The 25,770-nt window shown below is 62.0% G+C and carries 28 protein-coding genes; 20 read left to right on the forward strand and 8 right to left on the reverse strand.

All coding sequences use genetic code 11. The features are described from left to right. Window positions 1-53: 53 nt before the first annotated feature. The gene (locus tag EN853_RS16925) at window positions 54-782 is read left to right on the forward strand and encodes a Crp/Fnr family transcriptional regulator (protein WP_127860807.1); all 729 of its coding nucleotides are present in this window, start codon (window positions 54-56) and stop codon (window positions 780-782) included. 111 nt (window positions 783-893) lie between these two features. Here EN853_RS16925 and EN853_RS16930 read toward each other — a convergent pair whose 3' ends face one another. Beyond that, a complete protein-coding gene (locus EN853_RS16930) occupies window positions 894-1,403 on the reverse strand; it encodes a hemerythrin domain-containing protein (RefSeq protein WP_348631580.1) in 510 nt (169 codons plus the stop codon). Window positions 1,404-1,546: 143 nt separating this feature from the next. Here EN853_RS16930 and ccoN point away from each other — a divergent pair, with 143 nt between their 5' ends. The 9 genes from ccoN to EN853_RS16975 all read left to right on the forward strand — a co-directional run bounded on the left by ccoN (window position 1,547) and on the right by EN853_RS16975 (window position 10,363). Further along, window positions 1,547-3,157 (forward strand): cytochrome-c oxidase, cbb3-type subunit I, encoded by a 1,611-nt coding sequence (ccoN, locus tag EN853_RS16935; RefSeq protein WP_127860806.1) that lies wholly within the window; start codon window positions 1,547-1,549, stop codon window positions 3,155-3,157. A 10-nt stretch (window positions 3,158-3,167) separates the two neighbouring features. Then, window positions 3,168-3,899, forward strand: a complete 732-nt coding sequence (ccoO, locus tag EN853_RS16940; protein WP_127860805.1) for a cytochrome-c oxidase, cbb3-type subunit II — start codon at window positions 3,168-3,170, stop codon at window positions 3,897-3,899. Window positions 3,900-3,911: 12 nt separating this feature from the next. Next, entirely contained in the window at window positions 3,912-4,061 is a 150-nt protein-coding gene (locus EN853_RS16945; RefSeq protein ID WP_127860804.1) for a cbb3-type cytochrome c oxidase subunit 3, read from the forward strand. 2 nt (window positions 4,062-4,063) lie between these two features. Then, complete coding sequence (ccoP, locus tag EN853_RS16950) at window positions 4,064-4,927, forward strand: cytochrome-c oxidase, cbb3-type subunit III (protein ID WP_127860803.1); 864 nt, start codon at window positions 4,064-4,066, stop codon at window positions 4,925-4,927. 175 nt (window positions 4,928-5,102) lie between these two features. Next, window positions 5,103-6,662, forward strand: a complete 1,560-nt coding sequence (gene ccoG / locus EN853_RS16955) for a cytochrome c oxidase accessory protein CcoG (RefSeq protein WP_127860802.1) — start codon at window positions 5,103-5,105, stop codon at window positions 6,660-6,662. Then, window positions 6,659-7,156 (forward strand): FixH family protein, encoded by a 498-nt coding sequence (locus tag EN853_RS16960; RefSeq protein WP_127860801.1) that lies wholly within the window; start codon window positions 6,659-6,661, stop codon window positions 7,154-7,156. The genes ccoG and EN853_RS16960 overlap by 4 nt, the downstream gene beginning before the upstream one ends. Further along, window positions 7,153-9,438 carry a cation-translocating P-type ATPase gene (locus tag EN853_RS16965; RefSeq protein ID WP_127860800.1) on the forward strand — a complete coding sequence of 762 codons (2,286 nt, stop codon included), beginning with the start codon at window positions 7,153-7,155 and terminating at the stop codon, window positions 9,436-9,438. Before EN853_RS16960 ends, EN853_RS16965 begins: the two co-directional genes overlap by 4 nt. Then, window positions 9,435-9,605 carry a cbb3-type cytochrome oxidase assembly protein CcoS gene (gene ccoS / locus EN853_RS16970; protein WP_127860799.1) on the forward strand — a complete coding sequence of 57 codons (171 nt, stop codon included), beginning with the start codon at window positions 9,435-9,437 and terminating at the stop codon, window positions 9,603-9,605. The genes EN853_RS16965 and ccoS overlap by 4 nt, the downstream gene beginning before the upstream one ends. Before the next feature lie 62 nt (window positions 9,606-9,667). Continuing rightward, window positions 9,668-10,363 carry a CBS domain-containing protein gene (locus EN853_RS16975; protein WP_127860798.1) on the forward strand — a complete coding sequence of 232 codons (696 nt, stop codon included), beginning with the start codon at window positions 9,668-9,670 and terminating at the stop codon, window positions 10,361-10,363. A gap of 39 nt (window positions 10,364-10,402) precedes the next feature. Here EN853_RS16975 and EN853_RS16980 read toward each other — a convergent pair whose 3' ends face one another. Beyond that, window positions 10,403-11,098, reverse strand: coding sequence for a VIT family protein (locus tag EN853_RS16980; RefSeq protein ID WP_127860797.1), 696 nt, complete (start codon window positions 11,096-11,098; stop codon window positions 10,403-10,405). Window positions 11,099-11,310: 212 nt separating this feature from the next. Here EN853_RS16980 and EN853_RS16985 point away from each other — a divergent pair, with 212 nt between their 5' ends. The 3 genes from EN853_RS16985 to EN853_RS16995 are packed head-to-tail and all read left to right on the forward strand — an operon-like array spanning window position 11,311 to window position 14,328. After that, window positions 11,311-12,072 carry an FMN-binding protein gene (locus tag EN853_RS16985; RefSeq protein ID WP_127860796.1) on the forward strand — a complete coding sequence of 254 codons (762 nt, stop codon included), beginning with the start codon at window positions 11,311-11,313 and terminating at the stop codon, window positions 12,070-12,072. Window positions 12,073-12,079: 7 nt separating this feature from the next. Further along, window positions 12,080-12,820: an FAD:protein FMN transferase gene (locus tag EN853_RS16990; RefSeq protein ID WP_127860795.1), complete on the forward strand. Its 741-nt coding sequence runs from the start codon at window positions 12,080-12,082 to the stop codon at window positions 12,818-12,820. Then, complete coding sequence (locus EN853_RS16995; RefSeq protein WP_127860794.1) at window positions 12,817-14,328, forward strand: RnfABCDGE type electron transport complex subunit D; 1,512 nt, start codon at window positions 12,817-12,819, stop codon at window positions 14,326-14,328. The genes EN853_RS16990 and EN853_RS16995 overlap by 4 nt, the downstream gene beginning before the upstream one ends. A 7-nt stretch (window positions 14,329-14,335) precedes the next feature. Here EN853_RS16995 and EN853_RS17000 read toward each other — a convergent pair whose 3' ends face one another. From EN853_RS17000 to EN853_RS17010, 3 genes are read right to left on the reverse strand one after another with little or no spacing between them, the layout of a single operon-like run. Beyond that, the gene (locus tag EN853_RS17000; RefSeq protein WP_127860793.1) at window positions 14,336-15,676 is read right to left on the reverse strand and encodes a HAMP domain-containing sensor histidine kinase; all 1,341 of its coding nucleotides are present in this window, start codon (window positions 15,674-15,676) and stop codon (window positions 14,336-14,338) included. After that, window positions 15,676-16,341, reverse strand: a complete 666-nt coding sequence (locus EN853_RS17005) for a response regulator transcription factor (protein WP_127860792.1) — start codon at window positions 16,339-16,341, stop codon at window positions 15,676-15,678. Before EN853_RS17005 ends, EN853_RS17000 begins: the two co-directional genes overlap by 1 nt. Continuing rightward, window positions 16,338-16,622, reverse strand: a complete 285-nt coding sequence (locus EN853_RS17010; RefSeq protein WP_245517154.1) for a PepSY domain-containing protein — start codon at window positions 16,620-16,622, stop codon at window positions 16,338-16,340. Before EN853_RS17010 ends, EN853_RS17005 begins: the two co-directional genes overlap by 4 nt. A gap of 160 nt (window positions 16,623-16,782) precedes the next feature. Here EN853_RS17010 and EN853_RS17015 point away from each other — a divergent pair, with 160 nt between their 5' ends. Both EN853_RS17015 and EN853_RS17020 read left to right on the forward strand, forming a co-directional pair. After that, window positions 16,783-17,046, forward strand: coding sequence for a hypothetical protein (locus EN853_RS17015; RefSeq protein WP_127860791.1), 264 nt, complete (start codon window positions 16,783-16,785; stop codon window positions 17,044-17,046). A gap of 56 nt (window positions 17,047-17,102) precedes the next feature. Beyond that, window positions 17,103-17,570 (forward strand): DUF2231 domain-containing protein, encoded by a 468-nt coding sequence (locus EN853_RS17020; protein WP_127860790.1) that lies wholly within the window; start codon window positions 17,103-17,105, stop codon window positions 17,568-17,570. A 75-nt stretch (window positions 17,571-17,645) separates the two neighbouring features. Here the strand turns inward: EN853_RS17020 and mgtA are convergent, their stop codons facing one another. Together mgtA and EN853_RS17030 are read right to left on the reverse strand one after the other, a co-directional pair. After that, entirely contained in the window at window positions 17,646-20,276 is a 2,631-nt protein-coding gene (mgtA, locus tag EN853_RS17025) for a magnesium-translocating P-type ATPase (protein WP_127860789.1), read from the reverse strand. A gap of 52 nt (window positions 20,277-20,328) precedes the next feature. Then, complete coding sequence (locus tag EN853_RS17030; protein WP_127860788.1) at window positions 20,329-21,138, reverse strand: universal stress protein; 810 nt, start codon at window positions 21,136-21,138, stop codon at window positions 20,329-20,331. A 225-nt stretch (window positions 21,139-21,363) separates the two neighbouring features. On the opposite strand from EN853_RS17030, the gene EN853_RS17035 reads away from it, so the two are divergent. The 4 genes from EN853_RS17035 to EN853_RS17055 all read left to right on the forward strand — a co-directional run bounded on the left by EN853_RS17035 (window position 21,364) and on the right by EN853_RS17055 (window position 24,837). Then, entirely contained in the window at window positions 21,364-22,893 is a 1,530-nt protein-coding gene (locus EN853_RS17035) for a PAS domain-containing sensor histidine kinase (RefSeq protein ID WP_127860917.1), read from the forward strand. Beyond that, window positions 22,883-23,494 carry a response regulator FixJ gene (fixJ, locus tag EN853_RS17040; RefSeq protein WP_127860787.1) on the forward strand — a complete coding sequence of 204 codons (612 nt, stop codon included), beginning with the start codon at window positions 22,883-22,885 and terminating at the stop codon, window positions 23,492-23,494. Before EN853_RS17035 ends, fixJ begins: the two co-directional genes overlap by 11 nt. Before the next feature lie 426 nt (window positions 23,495-23,920). After that, window positions 23,921-24,175: a hypothetical protein gene (locus EN853_RS17050; protein ID WP_127860786.1), complete on the forward strand. Its 255-nt coding sequence runs from the start codon at window positions 23,921-23,923 to the stop codon at window positions 24,173-24,175. 125 nt (window positions 24,176-24,300) lie between these two features. Then, window positions 24,301-24,837: an Hsp20/alpha crystallin family protein gene (locus EN853_RS17055; protein ID WP_127860785.1), complete on the forward strand. Its 537-nt coding sequence runs from the start codon at window positions 24,301-24,303 to the stop codon at window positions 24,835-24,837. 56 nt (window positions 24,838-24,893) lie between these two features. Here the strand turns inward: EN853_RS17055 and EN853_RS17060 are convergent, their stop codons facing one another. Continuing rightward, entirely contained in the window at window positions 24,894-25,088 is a 195-nt protein-coding gene (locus EN853_RS17060; RefSeq protein WP_127860784.1) for a hypothetical protein, read from the reverse strand. Window positions 25,089-25,322: 234 nt separating this feature from the next. Here EN853_RS17060 and EN853_RS17065 point away from each other — a divergent pair. Further along, window positions 25,323-25,770 (forward strand): aminotransferase class I/II-fold pyridoxal phosphate-dependent enzyme (locus EN853_RS17065; protein WP_135855925.1); only part of this gene is annotated, 448 nt, incomplete at its 3' end.

Consider the following 25,770-nt stretch of genomic DNA (forward strand, 5'->3'; position numbering starts at 1 on the left):
GATGCGAAAATGGTATCCTGTCTTCGTCTTTGTCTCTGACCCTGGGCGATGCGATGACGATCAGACAGGATATCCATGGTGCCGGCATCCCCGTTCTTTGCCAATCCTGCGAAGCGCGCCACCGCGGTGTGTGCGGCGCGCTCGAACCCGACCAATTGGTCGAGCTGGCCAAGACCTCGTCGAGGCGCGGCGTTTCTGCTGGGGCTGGGCTGATGGGCGATGCCGAAGCCGTGGAAAGTTATTCGAACGTGCTCTCGGGCGTGGTCAAGCTGACGAAGGGCCTTTCGGACGGCCGCCAGCAGATTGTCGGCCTCCAGTTCGCTCCGGACTTTCTGGGCAGGCCGTTCAAGTCGGAAAGCGCGATCGATGCCGAAGCGGCGACGGAAGTGTCGCTGTGCTCGTTCCCAAGGACGGTCATCGAACGGATGATGAAGGCTTCGCCGGGGCTCGAACATCGCCTGCTCAAGCAGACGCTGAACGAGCTCGACGAGGCGCGTGAATGGATGCTGGCGCTAGGGCGCAAGACGGCATCCGAGCGGGTCGCGAGCTTCCTTCTGATGATTGCCAGGAACATCGACCCGGCTGCCGACCCGGCGGCCAGGTCGGCCAGCTTCGACCTGCCGCTGACCCGCGCCGACATTGCCGACTTTCTCGGACTGACGATCGAGACGGTGAGCCGCCAATTGACCAGGCTGCGCGCGAGTGACGTGATCCGGATCGAGAACAACCGGCATGTGACGGTGGATGATCTGGGCCGCCTGGAGCAACGCTGCGGCGACTAAAATCCTGTCTCCCGAAAGTGGACCCGGTTTCGCGACAAAGACATGCGCAAAATCAAGCGCCTGAAGCGCATGGAGCGAACCTGAGGGATCGCGACGCGCTTTAGCCGAGCCTTATCCGTCTATTCCGATCCGCGGCAGGACATGCTCGCGCTCGAAGGCGACATGGCGGCGCAGGCTTTCGAAGAAGCCTCGCAACATGAATCCGACGGCTTCGGCATTCTTTGTTCCTCCCCCGTGACCGATCGCCAGCAGCGCCTCGGTGACCTCGCCGGCAAAGCATTCGTCCTCGATATGCTCCGCGCGAAGCCTGCTGACGGAGGAAAGACTGGCCTCGACCAAAGTCAAAGCCGCCTCGTAGGCGGGGAAGACAACCGCCTCCTCATACCGATGCACATCGCGTATCAAGGGAACGATTGTGTTGGCCAGGTTGAGGCATTGCAGGCGGTCCACGTTCGGCAATTGATCGGCCAGCTTCTCCAGCGCATCGCAAAGCCTGAGTTTCTCGCGATGTGCGCACTTCATCGTTTCGCCCGATAGCGCCTGATGGCCTGACCAGCTCGCCGGCAGAGAATTGTCGAGGCCCGTGGGAAGGAGCGCCTTTTGAAGCGGCCCTTTCTTCATGATTGCCTCCTGGTCGTTTCCGGAAGTCGACGCTGCCGAAAGCGAAACGATGCGGCTTTGACTTAGATCAAGGCCGACGGTCTCGGGTTGCGGAATTCATGCGGCGGTCGGCATCCGCCGGAATTCGAGATCGGGGACTTACAATGAGATTTGGCACGGAGATCGTCCTTCTAGGCCTGTTTGCCTTTGCCGCTCTTGTGGCTGCAGGCTTCGGCGCAGATGAGCCTTTTCGCCAGCATATGTGGGTTCTGTTCTTCGTCCTGGCTGGCTTCACGGCGATCCTGTTGCGCAACACGGATTTCAAACCGGTAGCCGCGATCGACCCCTCCGCCTACATGGATGGCCCGATCCGCTACGGAGCCATCGCCACGGTGTTCTGGGGCGTCGTCGGCATGCTGGTCGGCGTCATCATCGCGCTTCAGCTCGCCTATCCGGATCTCGATATCCAGCCCTGGTTCAATTTCGGCCGGCTGCGGCCGCTGCACACTTCCGGCGTCGTGTTCGCCTTCGGCGGCAATGCGCTTCTCTGCACGTCCATGTATGTCGTGCAGCGCACCTGCCGCGCGCGCTTGTTCGGCGGTAACCTCGGCTGGTTTGTCTTCTGGGGATATCAGCTTTTCATCGTCATGGCCGCGACCGGCTATTTGCTCGGCATCACCGAGAGCCGCGAATACGCCGAGCCGGAATGGTATGTCGACCTCTGGCTGACGATCGTCTGGGTCGCGTATCTCATCCTTTTCCTTGGCACCATCCTGAAGCGCAAGGAACCGCATATCTACGTCGCCAACTGGTTCTATCTTTCCTTCATCGTGACCATTGCGATGCTGCATGTGGTCAACAACCTGTCGATGCCCGCCTCGTTCCTCGGCTCGAAGAGCTACTCCGCCTTCTCAGGCGTTCAGGACGCGCTGACCCAGTGGTGGTACGGCCACAACGCGGTCGGCTTCTTCCTCACCGCGGGCTTCCTCGGCATGATGTACTACTTCGTGCCGAAGCAGGTGAACCGGCCGGTCTATTCCTACCGCCTTTCGATCATCCATTTCTGGGCGCTGATCTTCCTCTACATCTGGGCGGGTCCGCATCACCTTCATTACACCGCGCTGCCCGATTGGGCGCAGACGCTCGGCATGGTGTTCTCCGTCATGCTGTGGATGCCCTCCTGGGGCGGCATGATCAACGGCCTGATGACGCTTTCGGGCGCCTGGGACAAGATCCGCACGGATCCGATCGTCCGCATGATGGTCGCGGCCATCGCCTTCTACGGCATGTCGACCTTCGAGGGCCCGATGATGTCGATCAAGGCCGTCAACTCGCTGTCCCACTATACGGACTGGACCGTCGGCCACGTCCATTCGGGCGCGCTCGGCTGGGTCGGCCTGATCTCGTTCGGCGCCATCTACTACATGGTGCCCAAGCTGTGGAACCGTCAGCGGCTCTATTCGCTGCGGCTCGTCACCTGGCACTTCTGGCTGGCAACGCTTGGGATCGTCGTCTACGCCGCCGTGATGTGGGTTTCCGGCATCATGCAGGGCCTGATGTGGCGTGAGTACGATGAGCAGGGTTTCCTCGTCTACTCGTTCGCCGAGACCGTGGCCGCGATGCACCCCTACTACGTCATGCGCGCCGCTGGCGGCGCCATGTACCTCGCCGGCGCGCTGATCATGGCTTGGAACGTCACCATGACCATCCTCGGCTACCAGCGCGAGGAGCAACCCCTGCCGGGCTCCAAGCCCGCCTTCCAGCCTGCCGAATAAGGAGCCAGACATGGGTCTGATGGACAAACACGCGCTGATCGAGAGGAACGCCACGCTTCTTCTCGTCGGATCTCTGCTGGTGGTGACCGTCGGCGGCATCGTCGAGATCGCGCCGCTCTTCTATCTCGACAACACCATCGAGAAGGTTGACGGCATGCGGCCCTATTCGCCGCTCGAGCTCGTCGGGCGCAACATCTATGTGCGCGAGGGATGCTACCTCTGCCACAGCCAGATGATCAGGCCGTTTCGCGACGAGGTCGAGCGCTATGGCCACTACAGCCTGGCGGCTGAGTCGATGTACGATCACCCGTTCCAATGGGGATCCAAGCGCACCGGCCCCGATCTCGCTCGTGTCGGCGATCGCTACTCGAACGCATGGCATGTCCAGCATCTCGACGATCCGCGCTCGGTGGTGCCGGAATCCATCATGCCAAGCTATGCGTTCCTGAAGGACACGCCCATCGAGATCAAGGACTTCTCGACGCATCTCATCGCCAACAGGCGCGTCGGAGTGCCCTATTCGGACGACATGATCGCCAACGCCAACGCCGATCTGATGGCACAGGCGGATCCCAATGCCGACACGTCCGCATTGGAGGCCCGCTATCCCAAGGCCAAGGTCGGTGACTTCGACGGCAATCCCCAGCAAGTGACCGAGATGGATGCCCTGGTCGCCTATCTGCAGATGCTCGGTACGCTGGTCGACTTCAAGACCTACGACGAAGCAGCCGGCTATCGCTGAGGAGAGTGCCAGATGGACTACAACCTGATGCGGGAATTTGCCGACAGTTGGGGCCTGCTTGTCATGGCCCTGTTCTTCATCGGCTGCATAGGCTTCGCGTTTCGCCCCGGCGGTAGGACGCATGCCGACCGGGCCGCACAAATCCCACTCGAGGACGACTGATCATGAGCAGCGAGCATATCGACGAAATCTCGGGCATCGCGACAACAGGCCACGAGTGGGACGGGATCAAGGAGCTCAACAACCCGCTGCCCCGGTGGTGGGTGATCACCTTTTACGTCACCATCGCCTGGGCGATCGCCTATACGATCGCCTATCCCGCCTGGCCGATGCTGAGTTCCGCCACCAGGGGCGTCCTGGGCTTCTCCAGCCGCGACGACGTCAAGAACGAAATGGCCGCGGCGGAAGCCGGCAAGGCCAAATATGTGGCGGCAATACAATCCAAGACCGTTTCCGAAATCGCTTCGGACGACGCGCTGCGCGAGTTCGCCGTCTCGGCCGGCGGCGCGGCGTTCAAGGTCAATTGCGTGCAATGCCACGGATCCGGCGCACAAGGGTCGAAAGGGTTTCCGAACCTCAACGATGATGATTGGCTTTGGGGTGGCACGACTGACCAGATCCAGCAGACGATCACGCACGGCATCCGCTTTACCGCCGACCCCGATACCCGCCAGTCGGAAATGACGGCCTTCGCGGATGTGCTCCAGCCGGGGCAGATCGCCCAGGTCAGCGCTTTCGTCGCCAGCCTGTCGGGGCCGGTGAAAGACAAGAGCTTGATCGAGCCCGGCGCGAAGGTCTTCGCGGACAACTGCGCCGCCTGCCACGGCGCGAACGCAAAGGGCAACAGGGAGCTCGGCGCTCCCGATCTCACCGATGCGATTTGGCTCTACGGCTCCGGGGAAGCGGCAATCGCCTCTCAGGTGAAAGCCCCGAAGAATGGGGTGATGCCCGCCTGGGTCGGCCGCCTCGGCGAGACGACGGTCAAGGAACTGGCGGTCTATGTCCATTCGCTTGGCGGCGGAGAATAGGAAGCGGGGCCTGTTCTCGACCCTTAGCCGTTCAAGCGACGAGGCCCGGCGAGCTGCGCCGGGCCTCGATCTGTTTTTGGCAAGTGAATTTGACCTGCATCAACGCGACACGGCGTGAGCGATTGCAAGACTGCCGGACAGAAGCGGTACGACTTCGCCGCGATTGGAGATCGTCGTGCTGGATCAAACGCAGGTAGAACGGCTCGAGGCCGAAGCGGTCAACTCCGCCAAGACGCGACAGCCACTTTACGCTGCGCGCAAGAAGATCTTTCCGAAGCGCGCCTCCGGTCGTTTTCGACAGTTCAAATGGCTGGTGATGGCGATCACGCTGGGCATCTATTACCTGACGCCGTGGTTGCGCTGGGACCGCGGGCCGTTCGCGCCCGACCAGGCTATCCTCATCGATCTGGCCAATCGCCGTTTCTATTTCTTCTTCGTCGAGATCTGGCCGCAGGAATTCTACTACGTCGCAGGCCTTCTGATGATGGCAGGCGTCGGTCTTTTCCTGATCACGTCGACGGTTGGGCGAGCCTGGTGCGGCTATACCTGCCCGCAGACGGTCTGGGTGGACCTGTTCCTGGTCGTGGAGCGCGCCATCGAAGGCGATCGCAATGCCCGCATCAAGCTGGACGCCGCTCCGTGGAGCGCCCGCAAGCTCTTCCTGCGTGCGTCCAAACATATCATCTGGCTTGTCATCGCGGTCGCCACCGGCGGCGCCTGGATCTTCTACTTCGCGGATGCACCGACGCTGCTTTCCGAAGTCGTCACCGGCACGGCCGCTCCCGTTGCCTATGTCACCATCCTCGTCCTGACCGGCACAACCTACGTGTTCGGCGGGCTGATGCGTGAGCAGGTCTGCACCTATATGTGCCCGTGGCCGCGCATACAGGCCGCCATGCTCGACGAGAATTCGCTGACCGTGACATACAACGATTGGCGTGGCGAGCCGCGTTCGCGGCATGCCAAGAAGGCCACCGCCGCCGGGCAATCGGTCGGCGACTGCGTCGACTGCAACGCCTGCGTCGCCGTCTGCCCGATGGGAATCGACATTCGCGATGGGCAGCAGCTGGAGTGCATCACCTGCGCGCTCTGCATCGACGCCTGCGATGGCGTGATGGACAAGCTTGGCCGGGAGCGCGGGCTGATCTCCTACGCGACCTTGTCCGACTACAACGCCAACATGGCGCTGGCGACGGCGGGCGGCAGCGGGCCTGTGGATCCGGCGCTCGTCAGGACCGCGAGCGGCGCCTTTGTCGACGGGCTGGCGCATTTCCATCTGGGCAAGATCTTCCGCTTGCGCACCTACATCTATCTCGCCGTATGGTCGGCGATCGGGCTGGCGCTCCTCTATTCGCTGCTGACGCGCGAGCGGCTTGAGCTGAGTGTGCTGCACGACAGAAATCCGCAATTCGTGACACTCTCGGATGGGTCGATCCGCAACGGCTACACCGTCAAGCTGCTCAACATGATCCCTGAGCCGAGGACGATCGAGGTCACGCTTGAGGGTCTCGAAGGCGGCGAAATGAGCATCGTCGGCGTGGACCAGCCGCCGAGCCGCTCCTTCGCCATTCCGGTCGAACCCGATCGGCTGAAGATGCTCAAGGTCTTCGTTCGCCAACCGGCGGATCGGATCAAGGACCCTGTGCAGAGTTTCGAATTCCGCATCCAGGACAAGGCGAGTGCCGAATCCGCCGAATATACCGCCAGTTTCAACGCGCCGGAGAACGGCAAATGAACACCCCTGCACACAAGCCGCGCGAGTTCACCGGCCGGCACATGCTGTTCTCCATCGTTGCCTTCTTCGCGGTCGTCATTGCCGTCAACCTGACGATGGCGACGTTCGCTCGCAGGAGCTGGACCGGCCTTGTCGTCGAAAACACCTATGTGGCAAGCCAGCAGTTCAACGAGAAGGCCCGCGAGGGCCGCGCGCAGGCCGCGCTTGGCTGGAAGAGCAGGCTGACGATTGCGTCCGGCGAGGTCCGTTATGGGCTGGCGGATGCTGCCGGCAAGCCCGTCGGCTTGCACGGCGTCCGTATGCTGTTCCGGCATCCCGCCTATGAGGCCGAAGACGAGGCCGTGGTCCTGGCGGCCGGCGCGGGCCAGGAATTCAGTGTGCGGCACACACCGAAGGATGGCGTCTGGATCGTCGAAATCGACGCCGACGCCGGGCTTGCCGCGCCCTATCGCGACGTTCGCCGGATCGTGATCTCCAAGGGAGCGATGCAATGAGCTGCTGCGCGCCTGGCGCCGAAATGGCGCTGGATGTCACCAGCGCGGCATCCGCGCTGCCATCCAGTGACGAAGTCAAGCTGGCCAGCCGCTCGTTGGGCGGCAGCCGTCAGACCGATCTGTCGGTGCCTGCGGTCCATTGCGGTGGCTGTATCCAGGCGATCGAAGCCGCGCTCACCAAGCTTGAGAATGTTGAAACGGCCCGCGTCAATCTCTCGACGAAAAGAGTATCGGTCCGCTGGCACGGGGAGGACGTTCCTCCGTTTTTCGCGGTGCTCTCACGGCTGGGCTACCGGGCACATCTGTTCGACCCGGAAGCCCATGAGAGGGACAAGACGCTGTCGGAATTGATCCGCGCCGTCGCTGTCGCGGGCTTCGCCGCGGGCAACATCATGTTGCTTTCGGTGTCTGTCTGGTCCGGAGCCGAAGGGGCGACGCGGGACCTGTTTCACTGGATATCCGCCCTCATCGCCATCCCGGCGCTCGCCTTCGCCGGCGGGATCTACTTCCGCTCCGCGGCAAACGCGCTTCGCCATGGCCGGATGAACATGGATGTGCCGATCGCGGTCGGCGTTTCCCTTGCCTACGCGATGAGCCTTTATGAGACCATCAATCATGGCGAGCACGCCTATTTCGATGCCTCGGTATCGCTGCTCTTCTTCCTGTTGATCGGCCGCACGCTAGACCACGTGATGCGGGAGCGGGCACGAACAGCCGTCAACGGCCTGTCAAGGCTGGCGGCGCGGGGTTCGGTTGTGCTGCGCGAGGACGGTACGCGCGAATACGTGCCCGCCGCCGAACTCATGCCCGGAATGCGCCTGCTCATCGCGGCCGGAGAGCGGGTTCCGGTCGACGGCGATATACTCAACGGCAATTCCGACCTCGATTGCTCGATCGTCTCCGGCGAGAGCGCGCCAAAGGCAGTAGGCGCCGGGACCCATGTCCAGGCCGGCACGCTAAACCTCACGGGTCCGCTGACGATGCAGGCAACCGCCGCCGCGAAGGACTCCTTCCTGGCGGAAATGGTTCGGTTGATGGAAGCCGCCGAAGGCGGACGCTCGCGCTACCGGCGGATAGCCGACCGGGTGTCGGCGCTCTACGCGCCCGTCGTGCATCTGGCGGCATTTGCAACGTTCCTCGGCTGGATGGCCGTATCCGGCGATTGGCACCGGGCGATGACCATCGCCATCGCCGTGCTTATCATCACGTGTCCCTGCGCGCTCGGCCTCGCGGTGCCGATCGTCCAGGTGGTCGCGGCCCGGCGCCTTTTCGAGGCCGGGGTCATGGTCAAGGACGGTTCGGCCATGGAACGCCTCGCCGCGATCGACACGGCCGTGTTCGACAAGACCGGGACGCTGACGTTCGGACAGCCGAGGCTCGTCAACGCATCCGCGATCGATCCGACCATGCTCGCGATGGCCGCCGACATCGCAGCGCATTCCCGCCACCCATTCTCAAAAGCCATTGCGGTCCACGGAGGTTTTTCCGGTCAACCCAAGCTTGACTCCGTGCGCGAGGAACCCGGCTTCGGCGTCGAAGCGCTCGCCGGTGGCGACACTTGGCGCCTTGGCCGACGCGGATGGGCCGGATGGAAGGCTCGCACCGGCGGCGAAGGCAAGATTGGCGGCTATGGCGGGACCGTGCTTTCGAGGAATGGCAGCATCGTCGCGTGCTTCGCCTTCGAGGATGCGACCCGACCGGATGCCAGGACAGCGATACGGCAGTTGAAGCAGGCCGGCGTGTCGGTCGACATGTTGTCCGGCGACACCGAAAAGGCCTGCGGCGAGGTTGCCGACACATTGGAAATCGAGAATTTCGTGCCGGCGCTGCTGCCTTCGGGAAAGGTGGAGTGGATCGAGTCGCTGACGCGCGCGGGACACGAGGTGCTGATGGTGGGCGACGGTCTCAACGATACGCCGGCGCTGAGAGCGGCTCATGTCTCGATCGCGCCTGCGACAGCGGCCGACATTGGCCGCAAGGCCGCGGACTTCGTTTTCCTGCGCGAAAGCCTTCTCGCGGTCCCTCTTGCCATCGATGTCTCGCGAAAGGCAGGCCGGCTCATTCGCCAAAACATCGCTATAGCGATCGTCTACAACGCCTTTGCCGTCCCGATCGCCATCCTTGGGCACGTCACACCGCTCATTGCCGCGATCGCAATGTCTGCGTCCTCGCTGATCGTGATCGCCAATGCGATGCGGCTGAGGGGCGCAACGAGGATGGCGCCGCCTCAACTCGGCATGCGCCAGCGTCGCGCCGACGTGGCCGGGATGGTCCAGCCATGACCACCCTCGTCTATCTCATCCCGGTGGCGTTGTTTCTGGGGGCGCTGGGCCTATCAGGATTCCTATGGGCATTGCGAAGCGGCCAGTACGAGGATCTTGACGGTGCCGCGGAGCGGATACTGATCGAGCCCGATGATCGAAGCGGCGATGGCTCGCGATCGAACTGACGCAGATCAAAGCGCCGTCGTTCGCGGTGTTCCAAATAGCAGCCTGGACGCAGGAGATGCCGATGCAAGCCCAGGCCATCATGACGACGCCGGTGATCTCGATCGATGTTTCGGCCTCGATCGCCGAAGCGGCCGATCTGATGCTGACCAGGAAAATCAGTTGCCTGCCGATCACGCGCGATGGCGCCATGGTCGGCATCATCAGCGAAGGCGATTTCTTGCGCCGCCAGGAGCTGGGCACGCAACGCACTCGTCCGCATTGGCTGGAATTCCTGGTCGGCCCCGGCAGGATCGCCAATGAATACGTTCGCGCCAACGCACGAAGAGTCGACGAGGTGATGACGACCGAGATCGTCTCTGCGCCACCGGTTGCTACGCTCGCCGATATCGTCGAGCTGATGACCCGCCACGCCATCAAGAACGTGCCGATCGTCGAGGCCGGCAAGCCCGTCGGCATCATCACGCGCACGGACCTGCTGCGCGCCCTGCTTCGCATCCTGCCCCAATCAGGTGCGGCAACCGCCGACGACGAACTCATTCGCAAGGCCATCGTCGCCGAGCTGCAGGGCCAGGCATGGGGCGACGGCACATTGATCGGCGTGAGGGTCGACCAAGGCGTCGTCGAACTGAGCGGCGCCATTTTCGATGAGCGTCAGCGCCAGGCGGCGGTTGTCGCGGCGGAGAACGTCGAGGGGGTAAGGGAGGTCAAGGACAACCTCTTCTGCGCCGGGCCGTTGTCCATGGTGCTTGTGTCATAGGCACCCGGGGGCGAGAGAACTCAGCACGGGTGCCATCTGCTAGCCTGCCGTGCCGAACATCGCGCCAACACCGGCAGTCAGAGCCATTGCCAGAGCTCCCCAGAAGGTGACGCGAGCGGTGGCCTTCAGCACGTCGGCGCCGCCGGCCCTCGCGCCGATTGCGCCCAGCACCGCCAGGAACAGCAGCGATGCAATCGATACGACGACGACGAGTCTTGAAGGCGACGAAAGCAGCACCATCGCCAGAGGCATGACCGCACCGACGGAGAACGCCGCTGCTGAAGCCAGCGCGGCGAGGATCGGCCGTGCTGCGGTCGTCTCGGAAATGCCCAACTCGTCGCGGGCGTGGGCGCCGAGCGCGTCCTTGGCCATCAGCTGATCCGCCACCTGCAGGGCCAGTCGCGGCTCGACTCCGCGATGAATATAGATTTGCGCGAGCTCGTGCCTCTCGAACTCGGGTTGGTTCGCTAGTTCCTTTCGCTCACGGGCGAGGTCTGCCTGCTCGGTATCGGCCTGGGAACTGACGGATACATATTCGCCGGCGGCCATCGACATGGCACCCGCAACCAGACCCGCAATGCCCGCCACCAGGACGCTGGCGGTGTTTGCGTTGGCGGCTGCAACCCCAATGATCAAACTGGCAGTCGAAACGATACCGTCATTGGCGCCGAGCACCGCGGCTCGTAGCCAGCCAATGCGCGACACCAGATGGTTTTCAGTGTGAAGACGGCTCATGATCCGAAGAATTGTCCAAAAAGCGCCTGACGCTCATTGCCCTTCGATCCGGGCAAATGCCTTGATCAAAGTCAATTGGCTGGTTCGCCTACCCGGCAATTTCCGCATGCCGTGGCGGCTGACAGCCAGTTGTCAGCTAGCACGTGAGATATTGCCCCAGCGCGCATGTAGCGGCTCGGCCGATGCATGCCTGAATCTGGGATGCAACGCTAATGAAACAGATCGCCTTATCGCTCTTCGTGATCGCGTCGTCCGGGGCCTATGTCTGGAGTCAGGCTGGTAGTCCCCCCGCCGACGACCTGATCGATGTGCGGAGCCCCACCGGTGCCTCGGAGCAGAGCCTGTTGCCGCGGGTCGTCCCTCCGGCTCCGGCCTTTCCGGCTAGTGCACCGGCGGCGCGCTTACCCAACGCTCCCCGACAGAATGCGAGGCAGGAGCTGACGCAAGACAAGCCGGGCGAGTTCAAAACGGACCCAGTTGCGGCTGCTGCGCCGAAGCCGGCGACGGCCGCCAACCCGCCGCCTCCGGCACCGAAGCGAAACCCCACGCTTGCAGCCGCAAGTGTCGAAATGCCGGAAGCACCTTCGTTTGCTGTGACACCGGCTGTTTATGTTCCGGTTCCGCAGCCACGGCCGGAATATTCTGAGGCACCCGCCCACGTCGTTCGCACCGGTGTGAAGCTTGCGGCTCACGGCTATGTCGACGGGGTCTACGCTGGACCTGCGGCCGACGCCTACTACGGCATCATCCAGCTTCAAGCGCTTGTTCAGGGCGGTCGTCTCACTGCGCTCAAGATACTGAGATACCCCAACGATCGCCGCACCTCTGTCAACATCAACCGGCAGGCGTTGCCCATGCTGCGCGACGAAGCCATCGCCGCGCAAAGCGCGGATGTCGACATCATTTCGGGCGCGACCCTGACCAGCAAGGCCTTCATCCAGTCGCTGCGCGGTGCCCTGAGGAAGGCGTCGTAGCAGTTCCATGCGCGAAACCAGAATTCTGATGGGCATGCCCATCACTGTCGACCTGGGCGTCCCGGCAGGCGACCTTGTCGGCAAGGTCTTCGACTATTTCGACGGCGTCGACCGACGCTTCAGCACCTACCGGAAAGACAGCGAAATCTCGGCCATAAACCGGGGCGACGTTCCGGTGCGCGACTGGAGCGGCCAGATGCGTGACGTGATGGCGCTTGCGGAACAAACAAGAAGAGAGACGGACGGGTATTTCGACATTCACAGGCCGGACGGCTCCCTCGATCCCTCCGGCATCGTCAAGGGCTGGGCCATCCGCAACGCGGCCGAAATCGTCCGTCAGGCCGGCGTCAGCGACTTCTTCATCGAGGCGGGCGGCGACATCCAGTCCTCCGGCAGGAATGCTTCTGGTCGGGACTGGAGCGTCGGCATCCGCAATCCGTTCCACGCGGATGAGATCATCAAGGTGATCTATCCGCGAGGATGCGGCGTCGCCACCTCCGGCACATACGCGCGCGGGCTGCATATCTACAATCCTCGGGCAGCGCATGATCCGATCACCGACATCGTCAGCCTGACCGTCATAGGCTCTGATGTGCTCGAGGCCGATCGCTTCGCCACCGCGGCCTTTGCCATGGGCCGGGACGGCATCCTCTTTCTCGAGCAGACACAAGGGCTCGAGGGATATCTCGTCGATGGCAACTGCCGTGCCACGCCGACAAGCGGCTTTGGAGCTTTCTGCCAACCATGATCAAGACCCTGGATCGGCTTCTCGACCACCTGACCATGTATCGGCTGGTTCTCTACTACCTGATGGCGCTGCTGGGCACCGCTCTCGTCTTGAGCTTCCTGGATCTTGTGCCGCATGATCCGTCTGCACTTGCCCTCGCGACCGGTCTGGTGCTGGCCGCCTGCTGGATCACCAACAGGGTTTTTGCATACATCTTCGAGGTTCCCGCAAACAGCGAGTCCGTCTACATCACCGCCATGATCCTGGCGCTTATCCTCGATCCGGTCGCCGCCACCGACTTCAAAGGCATTGGCGCCATGGCATTCGCCTCGGTATGGGCGATCTCCTCGAAATACATTCTCGCCGTCGGCAGGAAGCATCTGTTCAATCCGGCCGCGCTGGGCGTTGCTTTGGCCGCGTTCTTGCTCGATCGCCCCGCCACATGGTGGGTGGGGGGCAATGTCTGGTTGCTTCCCTTGGTGCTCTTGGGCGGCATTCTGGTGGTGCGCAAGCTACGCCGGTTCGATCTCGTGGCCACCTTTTTCGGAGTGGCGCTGGCGACGATACTGGCCACTACCGATCCGTCTCAATATGGCACCGCGCTCGCGGAGACCTTTAGCTCGTCGCCGCTGCTGTTCTTCGCCTTCGTGATGCTGACCGAACCGCTGACGGCTCCGACAATACGCTGGCCGCGTATCGCCTTTGCCGGCATTGTGGGCTTTCTGTTCGCGCCCAACATCCATATCGGCTCATTCTATTTCACACCCGAGCTCGCTCTCCTGGTGGGCAACGTCTTCGCCTACGCGGTCAGCCCGAAAGGACGGTTCGTGCTGACCTTGGAACGCATCGAGCAAACCGCCGTCGATAGCTACGACTTCATCTTCAGGTCGCAGCGGAAGCTCGCCTTCCAGGCGGGCCAGTACCTCGAGTGGACGCTTGGCCTCGACAGATCCGACAACCGCGGCAACCGGCGCTATTTCACGGTGGCTTCATCTCCCACCGAGCAATCGGTACGGCTGGGCGTCAAATTCTATCCGAAATCAAGCGCGTTCAAGCAGGCGCTGGGCACCATGAGGCCTGGCGGCACTATCCATGCTGCGCAGTTGGCCGGTGATTTTACGCTGCCTTCAGATCCGAAGATCAAGATCGCGTTCCTGGCCGGCGGCATCGGCATCACGCCATTCCGTTCGATGCTCCAGTATCTCATCGATCGCAACGAATCGCGGCCCATCGTTGTTCTCTACGGAACAGAGAGCCAGGAAGACATCGCTTATCGACAAGTGCTCGCCTCCGCGAGGCGCGAGCTGGGCATTAGGACGTTTCATGCCGTGGCGAAGGGCGCTGAGCGCGGCCAGTATCCCGGGTACATTGACGCCCGCCTGGTGCGCCTGACCATGCCTGACTACCTCGAACGCACCTTCTACATCTCCGGCCCTCAGGCCATGGTCAACGCTTTGCGGAAGAAGTTGCTGGCCATGGGTGTGCGCCGTTCAAGGATCAAGGTTGACTACTTCCCCGGATTTGCCTGAGCGCCGCTCACCCGTGCCGAGGCAGGTAGATGGTCACCGCCAGACCGGGGCTGGCGTTGGCCATCGTAAGGCGGCCGCCATAGGCTTCGACGATATCCGAGACGATCGCCAGGCCAAGGCCCCTGCTGCCGCCCTTGCTGTCGAGTTGGACGCCACGCGACAAAACCGCCTGCCGGTCGGCCTCGGGGATACCCGGCCCATCGTCGACGACGGCGAGAACAACCTCGCCTGCGTTTGCGCATGCACCAACCCGCACAAAGGATTTTGCGAAACGCGTCGCGTTTTCCACCAGGTTGCCGAGTATCTCCGATAGGTCTCCTTCGTCGATCGGCGCCATAAAATCCTCGGCGGCGTCGATCAGGAATGAGAGCTGCTTGCCTCTTGGCGTGCGTTTGACGACGGCAACCACGCCAGCGGCCACCTCCCGGACACGGCACGCGGCCCTGCCGGAAACACCAGGTGCCAAGCGGGCACGCGCCAATTCCCGCTCGACATGGCGGCGAATCGCGCCGGCGCTCTTCTCGATTTCGTCGGCAAGCTTGGTTTCGCCCTTTTCGCGCAAAGTCCGGATATCGGCGGACAGGACTTGCAGCGGCGTCTTGAGGCCATGCGCAAGATCGGTAGCGCGCGAGCGGGCGCGGGAGAGGGCCTTCTCCTGGGCGTCGAGCAAGCGGTTGATCTCGTCGGCGAGCGGCTGCACTTCGCCCGGCGCTGCCACGTCCAGCCGCGCCGTCCGCTGCGCAATCACGTCTCTGACGGCGACCCTCAGGCCTTCCAGCGGCGCCAGACCAACAGTGATCTGAATGAAAAACGCCCCCATCAGGGCGAATGCGAGGACCATGAGCGCCGGTGCGAGATCGCGGACATACTCGCCTACAGACACTTCTACATTGCTATGGTCCTCCGCCACGATGGCCCGAAAGGCACGCCCATCGGCATCGGTGATCGTGCGCACCACCGCAACCGTGAGTTCATCGCCGGGCCTCTTCAGCTCTTCCGTTCTCAACTCGCCGCTGGCTGCCCGCTCAGGCAGGGTCAGCGTTGCATCCCAGAGGGATCGCGATCGCACGAGGCTGTGGGTGGCCAAGTCTTCCACCTGCCAGTAGTGGCCGGACAATGGACTGGCGAAGCGCTGGTCAGCCAGCGTCGACTCGACCGACAAACGGCCGTCGGATGCGAACTTTGTCGCACCGATCAGTTCATTGAGATCGACTGTCAATTCACTGACGACACGCCGCTCGACATTCAGCTCAAACAGGTAACGCAGGCCAACACCGGCGATGGCCAGGGCAATGGCGATCGATATGGCTGCCGCCGACCAAAGCCTGAAGCGGATCGAATTGCCCATCAGCCGGGTCCATCAGGCACGACGTATCCGAACCCGCGTCGTGTCTCGATGACATCGTTGCCAAGTTTCCGCCGCAGACGCGCAACGATGACCTCGATCGTGTTCGGATCGCGTTCGTTGCCGGAGCTATAGAGATGTTCGGCAAGCTCGGTTGGCGCGACCACCCGGCCAGCATGATGCATCAGGAACGCCAGAAGCCGATATTCCAGCGGCGAAAGCGCTACGGGAGCGCCGCGGAGCGAGATGCGCATCTGGCGTGTGTCGAGCAGCAAAGGGCCTGATCTCAGAATCGGTGCCGCCTGCCCGCTCGACCGGCGCAAAATAGCGCGCAGTCGCGCCAGCAGCTCCTCCATCTCGAAAGGTTTCGGAAGGTAGTCGTCGGCGCCGGCGTTGATGCCTTCGACGCGCTCCGTCCACAGCCCCCTCGCCGTCAGGATCAGGACTGGAAAGCGGCGGGCATTGGCGCGCCAGCGCTTCAACACCGTGAGGCCATCGAGCTTAGGCAATCCCAGATCGAGGATTGCTGCATCGTAGTCCTCTACATCGCCTGCGAACCAGGCCGCATCGCCGTCGCCAACAATATCGACAGCCATGCCAGATGCCTTGAGGACCGCCGCGATGTCGGCCGCAATGCGCGGTTCGTCTTCGGCCAGGAGGATTTTCATCTGCCGTCGCCCTCGCCGCCCAAAACGGCGCCGGCGCCGGCGTCGACATCAACGATCCTGCGGCGACCATCAGCAGCGACCACCTGAACCCGATAGACCCACTTTCCTCCCACGCGAATGAGATCTACAGCTACGATATCGCCTGGAGCCTTCGCGCGGACGACGCTTAGAATATCGGCAAGGCCCTCGATCTCGCCGCGTTCATAAAGATCGCGAGCGCGGTCGTGGTCGTCGTCTTGTGCCCGAGCGGCAAATGGCGTGGCCCAGATAAGTCCTGCCATGCCCAGAGCTGCCAGGCGCGCTAACGCGGTTCTCATCGAAAAGAGATGTCGCATTGGGAAGCTTTCAAAGCGCTGACAATCGTTGTCAGCCGACGGCAAGCAACAGGTGTCTATCAAGAACCATCGCGCCCGATGATGGGCGCGCAGAGAAGGATACATCATGCGCAACTTTCCGGTTTTGCTTGTCGCCCTTGCAGGTCTCATAGCTCTTGTCATACCCGCCACCGCTGAATCCAGCCATGGATCGTGCGCCCCCTCCGCCACTGCTTCCGATACAATCGACCTTGAGGCTATCCCCATGATGAACACCGTTGGTTCCAAGGCGGTCAAAGCGGTCGGCGACGACGAGTGCATCGGCAACAAATCCGCATCGGGCACTCGCACCCATCAGGAAGACGAAGAATTCGGCGATAGCGACGATTGACAGACGACTAGGTATCGAACGGCTGCCACCCTCACTATTCCCGGAGAAAATTTACAATGCCTGCAATCCAGCATGTCCATCCGATCCTGGTTCACTTCCCTATTGTGCTCATCTACACACTTGCGGTCATCGATCTCATCGCGCTCGCCAAAAGCAATGCCGTAACCATGCGTTCGAGCGTCGGGACGATTTCCACCTTTGTTGCCGTTACCGCGGGATTGTTCGCCGTCGGCACCTGGTTCTTCGGAGGCATGGCCCTCGACCACGCCGAGGCCGCCGGTTTCAGCAGCGAAGTAGCGGAGATACATGAGAGCTTGGGCACTATCAGCGCCGCCACCTTTCTGGGCTGGGGTCTCATTCGACTCGCGTTGTGGGCGCGAAATCGCGAATTGGGCACATTGGCTCTCGCCATACCCGCTGTAGAAATAGCCGGCGCGGCCCTGGTGACCGTAACGGCCTACTATGGTGGGCAGCTTGTTTATGACCTTGGCGTGAACGTGACCAAGGCCGCTGTTGGGGGTTGACACCAGGTCGTTCGCCCACCTCCTCGCGTACCGGACTTCTACATCGATGCGAGCGATTGCGCCCGGCTGGTCTAGCTAGAGCGCCGGGCCGATTTGCTTTGCGGGCCTCCTCTCAAGTGGTCTCATCGCATTTCGCCTGCGCTTGCCCCGGCCACCATGATCAAAAAGCCAGATTTTGGTGACCTCCGACACCAGGACATACAGCACCGTGATCGCCAGCAGGCCAGCGAGTACAGGTCCCGCGAGGGGAACGAAACCGAACCACCCGGCGAAGGGCGCGAACGGTATGGCCAGGGTAATGGCTCCGATGCCCACGGTGAGACCCGCGAGCAAATGGCTGGGACGGCTGCGCCATAACTTCTTGTGCGTGCGCACGACGAGCACGATGGCGAGTTCGGTGAGCACGGATTCTATGAACCATGCGGTCTGAAACGTCGCTGCCGTGGCATGCACGATAAGGAGAAGGAATGCAAAGGTCGCGAAGTCGAAAAGCGAGCTCACCAGCCCAAAGCTCACCATGAATCGTCTGACGAAACGGATGTCCCAGTGCCGCGGCCTGCGCAACTGATCGGCATCGACGTTGTCGCCCGCGATCGCAAACGCCGGGACATCGGAAAGGAAGTTGTTCAGCAGGATCTGCTTGGCCAGCAGCGGCAGGAAAGGCAGATATAGCGAAGCGGCGGCCATGCTGATCATGTTGCCGAAATTGGCGCTGGTCGTGATGGAAATGTATTTCATCGTGTTGGCGAACGTCTTGCGGCCATCATCGACGCCCCGCACCAATATGCCCAGATCCCGCTTGAGCAGGATGATGTCCGCGGCCTCTCGAGCCACATCGACAGCCCTGTCGACCGAGATGCCGATATCGGCTTCATGCAGCGCCGGCGCGTCGTTGATGCCGTCGCCGAGATAGCCGACGACGTGGCCGCTGCGGCGGAGCGCCTCGACGATGCGTTCCTTCTGGTTCGGATCGATCTCGACGAAGAGATCGGTATTGCGGACATTGGCGAGAAGGCCGTTCTTCGTCAGCTTCGATAGATCCTGGCCCGTCATGATCCTGTCGGGCCGCAGGCCTACAGCCTCGGCCAGATGCGCGGCGACATAGCGGTTGTCGCCAGAAATGACCTTTACTCCGATGCCGCGATCGGCAAGGGCTGAAAGTGTTTCGCGCACACCTTCCTTTGGCGGATCAAGAAACAGCAGGAACCCGGCGAACACCATCGCGGTTTCGTCGTCCCGGCCAAAGCTTGCATTGTTCTGGAACCGCCGGGTCGCCAAGCCGAGAACGCGATACCCTTGCGCGCTCCAGCGCCTGAATCTCTCGTCGATCGCCTGGCGCTCTTCAGAGCCGAGGGATTTCAAGCCGTTTGCACCCTGCATGAAGGTGCACGCATCGAGAACGTTCTGGACGGCCCCCTTGGTGATGAGGATCCGGTCGCCCATTCCTTCCCGCACGGCGACCGACAACCGCTTGCGAACGAAATCGTACGGGATCTCGTCGATCTTGGTGAAACCCGACAGATCCTCTTGTCCGGGCAGCGCATTCGCTATCGATTCGTCCAGGGGATTCTTCAGCCCGGTTTGCAGAATGGCGTTCAGCCGCGCCCAGAGCAGAACCTCCTTTGAAGCATTGCCCTCGACGTCGAACGATCCATCGAGGTGGATAACGCCCTCCGTCAACGTTCCTGTCTTGTCCGTGCAAAGCAGGTCCATGCTGCCTAGGTTCTCGATTGCATCGAGACGGCGCACGATGACGCCGCTGGCGGCCATTGTCCGCGCACCCCTTGCCAGGGTGACGCTGATGATGGCGGGAAGCAGTTCGGGCGTCAGGCCAACGGCAAGCGCAAGCGAAAACAGCAGCGACTCGATCAAAGGCCGGTCGAACATCATATTGGCGAAGAACACCATGATAACGATCGCAAACATGATCTCCGTCATCAGATATCCGAACATCCTGATGCCGTGGGCGAATTCGGTCTCCGGGATCCGTCGCTCCAAGGCCTCTGCGATCGACGCGAACTCGGTTTGCGGACCCGTGGCGACTGCAAGCACCTTCGCCGTTCCGCTGCGAACCGAAGTGCCGGTGAACACGGCATTGGTGCGCTGTGCGATGCTGGCTTCGGGCGCGGTGCGGCCGGCGGATTTCACGACAGGAAAGGTCTCGCCGGTCAGCACAGATTCGCTGACATTGAAATCCCGCGACTCCAGGATCACGCCGTCGACCGGAATGAGATTGCCGGCCGACAGGCAGACCACGTCGCCAGGAACGATGTCCTCGACGTCGATCATGCGTTCAAAACCATCCCTCAGGACGGTCGCCTTGCGGGAGATGCGCTCTTGCAGCGCCTCCATCGCGCGAGAGGCTCCATATTCCTGAGTGAAGCTGAGGATGCAGCTGGCCAGCACGATCGCGCCGATGATCGCTGCTTCATGGCCCTCGCCGACGAATCCCGAAACGGCAGCGGCAAAGACAAGGATCAGAACCAGCGGACTGCGAAATTGGCGGACAAAGACTGCCATCGCCGATCCGCCGGACCCCAGTGTCAGCGCGTTTCGACCGAATTTGGCGCGCCGGCTGGCGGCCTTAAGGCTCGAAAGACCAGAGGCGGACGTCACCAGTTGCCCGATCAACTGGTCTGTTGCGAGCGCCCAGTAGGCGTGCTCGGCAAAACCGGGAGAGCGGCCGATCGACTGTTCGTGTGCCATGGTTGTCGGCCGGTTCGTGTCGTCTGACGTTCCTGCCACCACGGCCGGCCCGTCAGTTCGACAGGAGACGATTGATGTCAGCTTGGCCAATCAGCGAGCGCGTGACGCCGCCGAAGGCCCATTCCCTCAGCCGGCTGTGGCCGTAGGCCCCCGAAACGATCAGATCGGCGTGGATCGAGCGCGCAAACGCCACCAGCCTGTCACCGTCTGCTTCGCCGGCGATCACTTCGGTACGCGCCATGATGCCATGCTGCTCCAGATACACCGCGACATCGGCGAGGCTGTTTCGAACATCTCCGCCGGAGTCGGCTTCCATCGTGGCGACGACCACCTGGTTGGCCTTGGCCAGGAGAGGCAAGGAGTCGGACAAGGCCCTTCGGGCTTCCCTGCCGTCCTTCCAGGCCACAAGGACAGTCTTCCCGAGGAGGTGTTCGGCGTTGGCCGCGGCGACCAGCACCGGGCGACCGGCGCCGAGCACAAGGCTTCCGATATCGACGGCGCGGAAGACATCCTCCCCGCCATCGGCGGTCACGATAAGATCGGCCGAACGGGCGACCAGGCCCAAAGCACGGGTCGGACCGCTGATATACTGCGTCCATTCGCTGCTGATCGAGGCCGGAACAAGCTTCTCGAAAATGTCGCGCAGTTCGGCGAGGCGCTTCTCGATCTCAAGGCGCTGGATCTGCATGACCTCGCCTTCGTAGACGAGGCCTTCTCCCGTGGCCACCAGGGGCGGAACGTCCGCGGCGGCCAGGCCGACGAGATGGGCATCGAAGCGCTGCGCCAGCTCCGCCGCCAGCTTTACGATCGGCGCGGGATCTGCATCAACGGCCAGGTTGACGACTATCGTCTTGTAGGACATGCGGAGACCTCGATCGGAACGCGGAATGCTTCGTCATTCGCATCCCGTAGAGCGCATCGCCTTGATATCGGTCAAAATCATCGCAGCGGTCGTTTGGCGAGCGGAGAGATGAATGCTAGATCAGAGGCCGCTGCCGCTCTCCAAGCCCAGGGATCGCATGTGAGCAAAAAGGGAGAAATGTCGTCCGAAGCCATCGCCGCAGCGCCTCCGGTATCCGGCGGCGGAATGCGGCGCGACCACTTGCCGGAGCCCGAGCTTCTCGCGCTGATGTTCGGGCAGGCTCCAGGCTTCATGACCGTGCTTAGCGAGCCAGACCACGTTTTCCAGCTGACCAATGCAGCCTATCAACGGCTGATCGGCCAGCGGCAGGTCATCGGCAAGTCGGTTCGCGAGGCCTTGCCCGAGCTTGAGGGCCAGGGATTCTTTGAACTGCTCGATCGTGTCGCCGAAACCGGCGAGCCTTATATTGGACGCAACGTCAAAGTCGTCCTCCGGGATACCGAAACCGGCATCGCGGAAGAGCGCATACTGGATTTCGTCTATCAGCCCATCAGGGCCAAAGATGGCCACACCACCGCGATCTTTGTTCAGGGCACAGACGTCAGCGACCTGTCCTTCGCCAACGCCGCGCTGCAGTTGCGTGAGGACCACTTGCGTTCGATCCTGGCGACCGTGCCCGATGCGATGATCGTCATCGACGAAAGCGGCCATATCCAATCCTTCAGCGCGGCAGCCGAGACGTTGTTTGGCTACAAGGCCAGCGAAGTCATCGGCCAAAACGTGAAGTTGCTGATGCCCTCGCCGTACCGCGAAGAGCATGACGCCTACATGCAGCGATATCTGAGGACAGGCGAACGCCGCATCATCGGGTTGGGCCGCACGGTTACCGGGAAGCGCAAGGACGGATCGACCTTTCCGATGGAACTCGCGGTCGGCGAGATGCATCCAGGGACGGGCCGCTTCTTCACCGGCTTCTGCCGCGACCTGACGGAGCGCCACAGAACGGAAGCCAGGATGCAGGAGCAGCAGCAGGAGCTGCTGCATATGGCGCGATTTACCGCGCTCGGCGAAATGGCCTCGACACTGGCCCATGAGATAAACCAGCCGCTAACGGCCATCACGAACTACCTCAAGGGCAGCCGCCGTCTTCTTGAGAAAAGCAAGGACGAGAATGCCGCCATGTTGCAGGAGGCCGTCGAAAAGGCTGCCGAGCAGGCCCTGCGCGCTGGCGACGTCATCCGTCGTCTCAGGGATTTTGTCTCCAGGGGCGAAAGCGAGCGTCAGGTCGAACGTCTGCCCACGCTTATCGAGGACGCCTCGTCGCTCGCCTTGGTTGGCGCCAGGGAAGCCGACGTGCGCGTCAGTTACGAGCTCGATCCGGCGGCCGAGCTGGTTTTGACCGATCGAATCCAGATTGAGCAGGTATTGCTGAACCTGATGAGAAATGCCGTGGAGGCCATGCAGGGCGCGCCCCGGCGGGAATTGCGTGTCGTTGCCGCGGCACGGCACGATGGAATGGTGGAAGTCGGCGTGATCGACACTGGCCCGGGCCTGGCGCCTGAGGTTTCGGCCCAGTTGTTCCAGCCTTTCGTCACCACCAAGAAGCAGGGAATGGGGGTTGGCCTGTCCATTTGTCGCACTATCGTGGAGTCGCACGGTGGTCATATTTGGGCGGAATCAATGCCCGGCGGGGGAACCGCATTTCGGTTCACTTTGCGCGCCGTAGAGAAGGACGAGGTTGCCCGTGGCCAGTGATGTCGTTCATGTCGTCGACGATGATGTCGATGTCCGCAAGTCGCTGGGTTTCCTTCTTGCGACAGCCGACTTTGCCGTGCGCCTGCATGAATCGGCCACCGCATTTATGGCAACGGAACCGAAGACAATCGACGGCTGCATTGTCACCGATGTGCGCATGCCCGGCATTGACGGCATCGAGTTCCTCCGGCAACTGAAATCCCGTGGCCTCAACGTGCCGGTGATCGTGATGACGGGGCACGCCGATGTCGCGCTGGCCGTCCAGGCGATGAAGGAGGGCGCTTCCGACTTCATCGAAAAGCCGTTCGACGATCAGGTCCTCATCGACGCAATTCGTTCCGCGCTGGACAATCGCAGCCTGGCCGTTGCGGCTCACCCGCAATCAGGCGAGATTCGCAAGAATCTTGCCACGCTGTCGGAGCGGGAACGCCAGGTGCTCGACGGGCTCGTCTCGGGTCTTCCGAACAAGACGATCGCCTATGATCTCGGGATCAGCCCGCGCACGGTCGAGATCCATCGCGCCAATGTGATGAGCAAGATGGGCGCCAGCAGCCTCTCGCATCTGGTGCGTATGGCCCTGATCGCCGATCCAAAGGGTTAATGCATCTCACCCGAAAGCATGCCCTCGCGCTTGACCCGAGGGCGCACAGCGGTTTTGGGAGAACGACACGCATCAAAACAAAGGTTTAAAGCGCGGCGCCTGAATACATTTCGCGCTTAAGTCGGATTCCGCGACGAATCCTGTCCGTCTTTCATTGAGTCCCAAGGGCGCCAGTGAGTAGGACGGATGTCGACATATACCCCCGTCGCGACATTCTTCCACCCCGTCGATGCTTTTTCGCAGGGGAACACGAGCGCATGCACGCCCTCCTGATCGATGACGGCCAGTTCGAGGCTGCGGCCAGACGGTGCGCTTGTGATAAGGCTCCACATCGGGCCAGTCTGGCCCAAGGACGATTCCGTTGCTTTGATTTGAATCATTTCTCGGCTCCCGTCGCTTCTGGCGGCGGATTTGTCAGGCGTCGGAATGAGCTTCGGGTTATTCATTATGCGGCTATATGCGATCGCCGGGCCGCAACGCTTTGACCACCATCAATCCACCGACGAAGCGCGCCGCATTTCTTTCGTGCCCGTCGAGATCGCGTCTCTTTCGGGATTGTTTGACGCAGATCAACGATGGCTGCTCGGCCCGGTGCTTCGATGCCAGCCTCGACAGGTCGAGCATGAATTGGCGACGCGGGCGCGACGATCCGCGCCAAACGCGGAAATCGCGAAGCAATAGGCCGGTCCGGCGAAGACGCCTGTCGAGCGGGTCCGCTGGCCTCCGGCTCTCGCCTTCTGGGTGACCTAAGGTGGAAGAGCGGAGGCAGCGGCACTTGCCGATCAACCTGTCTCTTGGAGAGAACCATGGCTGAAACCGCTACCAAACTGCCGGTGAAAACCGAGAAAAATGCCCCTGCCCGGTCGGACAACTGGATGGGACCTTTCGAGAATCTGCGTCGCGAAGTCGACCGGCTCTTCGATGATTTCCATCCCTTCGATTTCCGTCTGCCGTCGACCCGTTCGCTTTTCGGCCGCGAACTGCCTGGGCACCGCAGCGTCACATGGCCGGTGGCACCGGCGATAGACCTGGTCGAGAAGGCCAATGGGTATGAGATCACGGCCGAATTGCCGGGCATCGACGAAAAGAACGTCGAGATCAAGCTCGCCAACAACGTGGTGACGATCAAGGGTGAGAAGAAGGAAGAGAAGGAGGAGAAGGAAAAGGACTACTTCCTCTCCGAGCGCCGCTACGGCTCCTTCCAGCGCTCGTTCCAGTTGCCTGAGGGGATCGACGCCGACAAGATCGACGCCAGCTTCGCCAGGGGCGTGCTGACCGTGAGGTTGCCGAAGACGGCTGCAGCGCAGAAGGCCGAGAAGAAGATTGCCGTCAAAGCCGCGTGACGGGCGAACTGACCATCCCCACGGCGCACCATGCGGGGCACCGGGGGGATGAGAGCTTACGCCGAAGGTTCGTAGGTCCTGGTGGGAGCAACCGGCTTCTGGACGACGTCCGCCTGGCGTTCCGCGATGTCGAGCCTCTGTCTTTCACGAGCGAGCAAGGCTTCAATCACCCGCCGTTTTTCCGGGTCGGTTTCCCGGGCAAGCAAATCTTCGAAGTGGGCAATATTAGCCCGAGCAATGAACCGATCCACCACGATCCCTCAATGCCGGCAAAGATCCACCGGGCCAATCTAACACCTGTCGTTTTGGCATGCCAACTTTCTTGACGCCTGAAACGGGCACGCCAGGCGAGTGGGCTAGCGAGCAAAAGTTGATTGCGCCCAAAAATTGACTTTGCTCAATGCGAGGCTCTGCCGTCCGCCGCAGAAAACGTCCAGGAATTTGTCGGCCTTGGTGGCCCTCACCCTTGCACAGGACGCTTCGACATGAATTACCAGCGGTTCTTCGAGGATGCGATCGACCAGCTCCATGCGGAGCGGCGCTACCGCGTTTTCGCCGATCTCGAGCGCATCGTGGGCAGGTTCCCTCGCGCCATCTGGCGTTCCAACGGCCGCGCCCAGGAAATCACCGTCTGGTGCTCCAACGACTATCTCGGCATGGGCCAGAACGGAGACGTCATCGCTGCCTTCCAGACCGCGGCGGGCAAGATGGGCTCGGGCGCCGGCGGCACCCGCAACATCTCCGGCACGTCCAACCCGCTGGTCGAGCTCGAGCATGAGCTGGCCGACCTGCACGACAAGGAAGCTGCGCTCGTCTTCACCTCCGGCTTCGTCTCCAACGAGGCCTCGATCTCGACCATCGCCAGGCTTTTGCCCAACTGCCTGGTGCTCTCCGACGAATTGAACCACGCCTCGATGATCGAGGGCGTGCGCC

Source organism: Mesorhizobium sp. M1C.F.Ca.ET.210.01.1.1 (assembly GCF_004791585.1).
Classification (GTDB): domain Bacteria; phylum Pseudomonadota; class Alphaproteobacteria; order Rhizobiales; family Rhizobiaceae; genus Mesorhizobium.